Genomic DNA, 5566 nt, shown 5'->3' on the forward strand with positions numbered 1-5566 from the left:
ACGGCGGACCGGGGGGGGGGGGCCGCGGGCGGGGGCCCCCCACCGCGGGGGACGTGACCGCGGCTCAGGTGGCGGGCAGCACCAGGGCGACCGCGCCCGCGAGCATTCCGCCGATGATCGGCCCGGCGACGGGGATCCACGAGTAGCCCCAGTCCGCGGAGCCCTTGCCGCGGATCGGCAGCAGCGCGTAGGCGATGCGCGGTCCGAGGTCGCGGGCCGGGTTGATGGCGTACCCGGTGGGCCCGCCGAGGGAGGCGCCGATGCCGATGACGATGAACGCGACGGCGGCGTAGCCGAGCGCGTCGTTGCCGAAGCTGAAGGCGCCGTCGTCGCCGCGGCCGGAGCCGGGCGTCTGGATGATCCACAGCACCAGCACGAAGGTGCCGATGATCTCGGTGACCAGGTTCCACGGCGCGTTGCGCACGGTGGGGGCGGTGCTGAAGATCCCGAGGGTGCCCGCCGGGTCGTCGTGGGTGTCGAACTGCAGCTTGTAGGCCGCCCAGCACAGCGCCGCGCCGAGCGTGCCGCCGATGATCTGGGCGACGATGTAGACGGGCACCTGGCTCCACGGCACCTGGCCGTCCACGGCGAGGCCGAGGGTGACGGCGGGGTTGATGTGCGCCCCGGTGGGTTCGGCGATGCTGGCGCCCGCGAACACGGCGAAGCCCCAGCCGAAGTTCACCAGCAGCCAGCCGCCGTTGTTGCCGAGCGCCTTGCGCAGTGTCACGTTGGCGACGACGCCGCACCCCATCAGGGTCAGCACGGCCGTGCCCATCAATTCCCAGAGGAAGATCTCACCCAGACTCATGTCCCAGGTCCCCTCGTCGCGGCGCCATCGGCGCGGTCGGGTGTGCGTTGCGGGTCCGGCTGGGCGGGTGGTGCCGGTGGCACGCCGCGCTGGTCCGCCTCCGGTGAGCGCGTCGGGCGTCGTCTCGCGGGCCTGCGGGCCGAAGGGCGGCCGCGGGTGTCGCGAGCACGGGCACGTCGATCTCCTCCGTTGGAGCCGCTTCGGTGGCCGGACGCACCGAAGAACACGGTCACATTAGGCATGTGAAAACAAACATTGCAATAGCTATGCGATGGTGTTTTTATCGCGATGTACGGTGAACTCGCTGTGGTCGAGGTTCGTGCGGCGAGGCACGACCGGCGGGCAGGGGTTCGGCTAGGAGGATGGGCACCCAATGGTGGAAGTCCCCGCAGGGGATGTGGCGGTGAGGGGGACGACGATGTCCGCTACGTCGGGTCGGCGCCCGTCCGGCAAGCAGCAGGACCGGCGGCGCAAGATCACCGAGCTGGTGATGGCGGAAGGTTCGCTGCGCATCGACGACCTGGTCTCGACGGTCGGCGCCAGCGCCATGACCGTGTACCGGGACCTGGCCGACCTGGAGTCGCAGGGCCTCGTGCACCGCAACCGCGGTTACGTCTCCGCGGCCTCCTCGCTGCTCTACGAGGCGGCCTCGGAATACCGGATGCAGCAGAACGAGGCGGAGAAGGACGAACTCGCGAGCGCCGCCGCCGAACTGGTCGAACCCGGCCAGGCGCTGGTGCTCGACGACTCCACCACCGGGGTCTACCTGGCTCGGCGGCTGCCGGAGCGCGCGCCGCTGACCGTGGTGACCAACCACCGCGGGGTGTTCGGCGAGCTCGCCGGGCAGCAGGGCGTGCACCTGATCTCCATCGGCGGCGACTACCTGCCGTGGGCCGACGCGTTCGTCGGCGGCATGGCGCTGGACGCGCTGCGGGGCCTGCGGGTGGACCTGGCGATCATGTCCGTCTCCGCGGTGACCGGCGGCATCTGCTGCTACCCGCAGCAGGAGATGGTGCAGATCAAGAAGGCGATGCTGGCCGCGGCCAGCCGCCGGGTGCTCTACGTGGACCACACGAAGTTCCGCAGGCGCGCGCTGCACGCGGTCGCGCCGGCCGAGGACTTCGACATGGTGATCGTCGACTCCGCCACGTCGGACGCCGAGATCGAGGTCCTCGTCGAGCGCGGTGCGACGGTCCGGCGCACCGGTGAGATCCAGTCGGAACAGGCCAAGAAGGACCTCGCCACGGCAGGTCAGAGCAGCAACGGCGCGGCAGGCGTGCAAGGCGCAGGCCGGGCATGATGACCACCGCGGAACGCGCCGGCGAGGTGCGGGTCGGCGGTGATCGGGATTCGAGCGAGGAGGACGCCAGGTGTCCCACGACGAGAGAACGACCGCGACGACCGGTGCCACCGATGCCACCCGGGCTTCGGAGGAGGCGCAGGGCAGGCTGGGGCCGGGCGACCGCGAACGCAACTGGAACAGGCTGGGCTCGGAGGAGTTCGACGTCGTCGTGATCGGCGGCGGCGTCACCGGCGCCGGAGCCGCGCTCGACGCGGCCACCCGCGGGCTGCGGGTCGCCCTCGTGGAGGCGCGAGACCTCGCCGCCGGCACGTCGAGCCGCTCCAGCAAGCTCTTCCACGGTGGCCTGCGCTACCTGGAGCAGCTGGAGTTCTCCCTGGTCCGCGAGGCCCTGCGGGAGCGGGAGCTGATGCTGACCCGCCTCGCGCCGCACCTGGTGAAGCCGGTGCCGTTCCTCTACCCGCTCAGCCACCGCGTGTGGGAGCGGCCGTACACCGCGGCCGGGCTGCTGATGTACGACACGATGGGCGGCGCCCGCTCGGTTCCCGGGCAGAAGCACCTGTCCCGGGCCGGTGCGCTGCGGATGGTGCCCGCGCTCAAGCGGAACGCGCTGATCGGCGGCATCCGCTACTACGACGCGCAGTCCGACGACGCGCGCCACACCATGACCGTCGCCCGCACCGCGGCCCGCTACGGCGCCGTCGTCGCGACGTCCACCCAGGTCACCGGGTTCCTGCGGGAGGCCGACCGGGTCGCGGGCGTGCGGCTGCGCGACGTGGAGACCGGCGCCGAGACCGAGGTCCGCGCGCAGACCGTGATCAACGCGACCGGGGTGTGGACCGACGAGCTGCAGCGCCTGTCCGGCAGCCGCGGGCAGTTCCGGGTCCGCGCCAGCAAGGGCGTGCACATCGTCGTCCCGCGGGACCGCATCGTCTCCGAGGTCGGGATGATCCTGCGCACCGAGAAGTCCGTGCTGTTCGTCGTGCCGTGGGGCGGCCACTGGATCGTGGGCACCACCGACACCGACTGGAACCTGGACCTCGCGCACCCGGCGGCGACGAAGAAGGACATCGACTACATCCTGGAGCACGTCAACACGGTGCTGGCCACGCCGCTGACGCACGCCGACATCGAGGGCGTGTACGCGGGGCTGCGCCCGCTGCTGGCGGGGGAGAGCGACGAGAGCTCCAAGCTGTCCCGGGAGCACGCGGTCGCCCGCGTCGCCCCCGGCCTGGTCGCCATCGCCGGTGGCAAGTACACGACCTACCGGGTGATGGCCGCCGACGCGGTGGACGCGGTGGCGCCGGACCTGTCCGGCCGGGTCGCGTCCTCCATCACCGACCGGGTGCCGCTGCTCGGCGCCGACGGTTACCACGCGCTGGTGAACCAGGCCGACCAGATCGCGTCCGCGCACGGCGTGCACCCGTACCGGATCCGGCACCTGCTGGACCGCTACGGCTCGCAGGTCCACGAGGTCCTCGCGCCCACCGCGGACCGGCCGGAGCTGCTCAAGCCCGTCCCCGGTGCTTCGGCCTACCTGCTGGCCGAGGTGGCGTACGCGTGCACCCACGAGGGCGCGCTGCACCTGGAGGACGTGCTGACCCGGCGCACCCGCATCTCCATCGAGTACCCGCACCGCGGGGTGGAGTCGGCGGAGCCGGTGGCGCGGCTGATGGCCGAGGTGCTCGGCTGGGACGAGGAGCGCATCGCCCGCGAGATCGAGGTGTACACCGCCCGCGTCGAGGCCGAGCGGGACTCGCAGACGCAGCCCGACGACGAGGCGGCGGACGCGAAGCGCTCCGCGGCCCCCGAGGTGCGCGACCGCATCGAAGAACCCATCGCCTGATCGCACCGAGCAGGTGACCGCGGGCCGCTCGTCCACTCCGGACGGGCGGCCCGTCCGCGTCAGCGGGCCAGCTCGGTGAGCAGCTCGTCGACGTGGGCGATCAAGCGGCGGCCGTCGGCGGGCGCGACGGTGCTCCACGAATCACCGGACGGCGAGTCCCGGCGCAGCTGCGCGTACCGGCCGTGCGGGGTGTCGAAGAACCCGACGACCCGCGGCGCCCGCACCCGGCGCCCCAGCCGGTCACGCGCGGCGGCGCCGAACTGCCCGCGCGCCCCGGCTTCGCGGACCATCGAGGTGAGCATCTCCGCGTCGTCGCCGCGCACCCCGCGGCGCACCAGCTCGCCCTCCAGGGCTTCGGCGTTCCCGGCGGTCGCGCTCGCGGCTTCGTCCAGGTCGGCGCTGCGCACCGTCACCGACCGGCCCGGCCCGGCGCCGAGCGCGGGCAGCACCGAGGTCGCCTCGCGCACCAGCCCGGTGGCCGAGACCGGACGCAGCGTCAGCGCGTCCTCGTTCTTGACCACCAGCACCGCGTCCGCCCCGCTGCCGTCCGGCACGCCGGAGGCGGCGAGCACCCGGACGCTGCGGTCGAACCAGGTCCTCCCGTCCACTTCGGACTCGGGATGGGCGAGCAGCCGCAGCATCCGGTCCAGCGCCGGATCCAGCCGCCGCCGGTCGCCGAGCTGCTTGGCGCCCATCGACCGCCAGGCCGAATCCGCCAGCTCCGCCCGCTCGCTCCAGGTGCGCCCCGGCGACGGGACCCGCAGCACCAGCGGCAGCGTGTCCAGCCCCAAGTGCTCGGCGAGCACGTCGAACTCCAGCGCGGACAGCCGGACCGGGCCTGCCCCCGCCAGGGCGGAACCGCCGATCATCAACCGGGATCTCCGCCGATGACCGGGCGGGACAGGGTCTGCGGTGCGTCGAAGAAGCCGTTGCCGCCGCCGACCTGCTCGGTCACCGAACGGTCCACCGGGTCGTCGTCGCGGCGCCGGGTCCGGCCCCCACCGGAACCGGTCGTGCCGCGGCCGCGTTCCCCGTCGCGGCCCGCCGAACCGCGCGCCTGCTGCCTGCGGGCGCCGCCCGGTCCGGTCGGCGAACCGGCACCGCCGCGCGGCGCGGGCACCGGCGCGCCCGCCCAGCTGATCGTGATGTTCGGCTGCTGCAGGCCCTTCGCCGCGCCCGGCGGGGGGACGTGGGCGTCCACGACCACCTGCGGCGGCGGTGCGAAGGAAGCCAGCGACGTCGTGTTGGCCCGGGTCGAGGACTCGTAGGTGCGCATCACCTCGAACGCGCGCTGCTCGGCGGCGTCCCGGCGGGACTCCTGCACCTCGTAGTCGGTCTGCCCGCCGAACAGGTGCACCAGGCCGGTGATCGCGGTGCCCGGGTCCTCGGTGGTCAGCGGCTGCGGCTGCGGCATGTCGGCGCGGGCCTTGCCGACGAACGCGGCCTGCTGCTCGGTGCGGTCCCGCATCAGCTCGGCGGCCTGCTGCGCCTGCACGGCCCACTCGCCCAGCGGGCGGATGCCGCCGTGGGCGTTGTCGGCGGCGGCGCCCTGCCAGCCGGACATCGCGGAGTTCAGCGCGGCGGCGAGATCACCGTCGATCTCCCCGAGGGT

The 5566-nt window shown here is 73.4% G+C and carries 5 protein-coding genes; 2 read left to right on the top strand and 3 right to left on the bottom strand.

The window, feature by feature from the left end; genetic code table 11:
- Positions 1 to 64: 64 nt before the first annotated feature.
- A complete protein-coding gene (locus tag ABZ805_RS28985) occupies positions 65 to 808 on the bottom strand; it encodes an MIP/aquaporin family protein (protein ID WP_358447035.1) in 744 nt (247 codons plus the stop codon).
- A gap of 418 nt (positions 809 to 1226) precedes the next feature.
- Between ABZ805_RS28985 and ABZ805_RS28990 the strand changes: the two genes are divergently transcribed.
- Entirely contained in the window at positions 1227 to 2108 is an 882-nt protein-coding gene (locus tag ABZ805_RS28990; protein ID WP_358447037.1) for a DeoR/GlpR family DNA-binding transcription regulator, read from the top strand.
- A 148-nt stretch (positions 2109 to 2256) separates the two neighbouring features.
- Positions 2257 to 3954: a glycerol-3-phosphate dehydrogenase/oxidase gene (locus tag ABZ805_RS28995; protein WP_358447043.1), complete on the top strand. Its 1698-nt coding sequence runs from the start codon at positions 2257 to 2259 to the stop codon at positions 3952 to 3954.
- Positions 3955 to 4013: 59 nt separating this feature from the next.
- Here ABZ805_RS28995 and ABZ805_RS29000 read toward each other — a convergent pair whose 3' ends face one another.
- Positions 4014 to 4823: an ESX secretion-associated protein EspG gene (locus ABZ805_RS29000; protein WP_358447039.1), complete on the bottom strand. Its 810-nt coding sequence runs from the start codon at positions 4821 to 4823 to the stop codon at positions 4014 to 4016.
- The coding region (locus ABZ805_RS29005; protein ID WP_358447041.1) for a hypothetical protein at positions 4823 to 5566 on the bottom strand (744 nt) is incomplete at its 5' end. The genes ABZ805_RS29000 and ABZ805_RS29005, both read right to left, overlap by 1 nt.

The organism is Saccharopolyspora sp. NPDC047091 (genome assembly GCF_040643635.1).
GTDB lineage: Bacteria > Actinomycetota > Actinomycetes > Mycobacteriales > Pseudonocardiaceae > Saccharopolyspora_C.

Excerpts from the sequence above, each read along its gene's own strand:
- ABZ805_RS28985 (WP_358447035.1), bottom strand. The coding sequence starts at position 808 with ATGAGTCTGGGTGAGATCTTCCTCTGGGAATTGATGGGCACGGCCGTG.
- ABZ805_RS28990 (WP_358447037.1), top strand. The coding sequence starts at position 1,227 with ATGTCCGCTACGTCGGGTCGGCGCCCGTCCGGCAAGCAGCAGGACCGG.
- ABZ805_RS29000 (WP_358447039.1), bottom strand. The coding sequence starts at position 4,823 with ATGATCGGCGGTTCCGCCCTGGCGGGGGCAGGCCCGGTCCGGCTGTCC.